Source organism: Gilvimarinus gilvus (assembly GCF_030518155.1).
GTDB lineage: Bacteria > Pseudomonadota > Gammaproteobacteria > Pseudomonadales > Cellvibrionaceae > Gilvimarinus > Gilvimarinus gilvus.
Genome location: NZ_JAULRU010000076.1, coordinates 1 through 324 on the forward strand (window position 1 = coordinate 1; position 324 = coordinate 324).

The 324-nt window shown below is 49.1% G+C and carries 1 protein-coding gene; it reads left to right on the top strand.

Annotation, left to right across the window (positions count from 1 at the left end; genetic code table 11):
- Nucleotides 1–324: hypothetical protein (locus QWI17_RS00380; protein ID WP_302720518.1), on the top strand; the 324-nt coding region annotated here is incomplete at both ends.

The following is a 324-nucleotide window of genomic DNA, read 5'->3' on the forward strand; positions in this document are numbered from 1 at the left end:
AGGTCAGGCTGTTTCTGGTTTTAAATCGGCTGCACTTCTGACGTCGATAACCTTGCCGTTGCTATTAACCGGCTGTGAAGCGCCCTTGAATCTGGAAGGCATAGAACAGGAAAAAAATAAGTCAGTACGACGTACTGATCAGCTGCAGGCGCTCGCCATCAGTAAAGATGTCATTGTCGTAGTCGGCTCTGATGGGGTGGTGTTGACTGGTCATTCTCCAACCCTTGACTGGCAGCGTCAGGAGCTTGAAACAAAGCCTAATTTTGTTGCCGTTGAAACCTGTCCCGATGACAGTCTGATCGCGCTAAGCATGGAACATCAGTT